Below are 858 nucleotides of genomic sequence, written 5' to 3'. Positions count from 1 at the left end.
ACCCTGTTCACTATTGGGCAAATACATTCGTCTCGCGGTAACTCGGCGCTTGCCGAGAAAGCGTATTTGGCGGCCTTAGATTTCAATCCAGCACATACCGAGGTACTGGAGGAATTAGGCGTTTTGTATACGAAGCAGCGACGAACGGATGAAGGTCGAAGTTATTTCTTTAAAGCGATTAATGCCGACCAAGTTCGTTTGAAAAGCAGTGAAACGATTAAAAACCACCAAGCGTTAAGCCAAAGTGAAGTCGCTAGCTTGAAGGTTGACAGTATGTCTCCTGCATCAGCATATATGGGAATTGGTGTGTTGGAAGATGTCGACGGAAAGCATCAGATAGCTCAAGAGTACTTCAAAAAGTCACTGCAGATAGACAAAAACTCATTCAAAGCTCTGTTGAATATGGGCTACTCCCATTACATGTACGGCAATTACAAGGAAGCGTATCAGTACACGCGTTCAGCTCTAGAGTTAGAGCCAAATAGTGAGAAGGCCCAAAACAATCTAGCCCTCATTTATCTGGCTTCCGGTGATGTTAAGAAAGCCACTAATATGTTTATGCGACATATGGATACGCCTGAAGCGTTGAATAATGTAGGGTATTTCCTAATATTACAAGGTAAGCCGGATGAAGCCGTTCCTTACCTTCAGCAAGCAATAGACAAGAAACCATCGTATTACAGAGTTGCGAACGAAAACTTAAACAGAGCACTAGCGGAAGTGAGAGAGATGGAGCAATAGTCGTTTAAATTTTGGCTCAGTGAAAAGGATATTCATGTCGCCTAAAAGTGAGAGTTTTAATAAAGATATCATTGTTATCTCTGTCATTTGGCTAGTTTGTGCCACAGTGATCTTTAT

General features: G+C 42.2%; 1 protein-coding gene. It reads left to right on the top strand.

Annotated features, from left to right (window positions below; genetic code table 11):
* On the top strand, nucleotides 1-741 hold a 741-nt coding region (locus AB4486_RS23205), incomplete at its 5' end, for a tetratricopeptide repeat protein (RefSeq protein ID WP_372118879.1).
* Between the last annotated feature and the right edge of the window lie 117 nt (nucleotides 742-858).

This window comes from Vibrio sp. 10N.222.55.C6 (assembly GCF_041473395.1).
Lineage (GTDB): Bacteria > Pseudomonadota > Gammaproteobacteria > Enterobacterales > Vibrionaceae > Vibrio > Vibrio crassostreae_C.
This window is presented reverse-complemented; position numbering and strand designations above follow the sequence as displayed.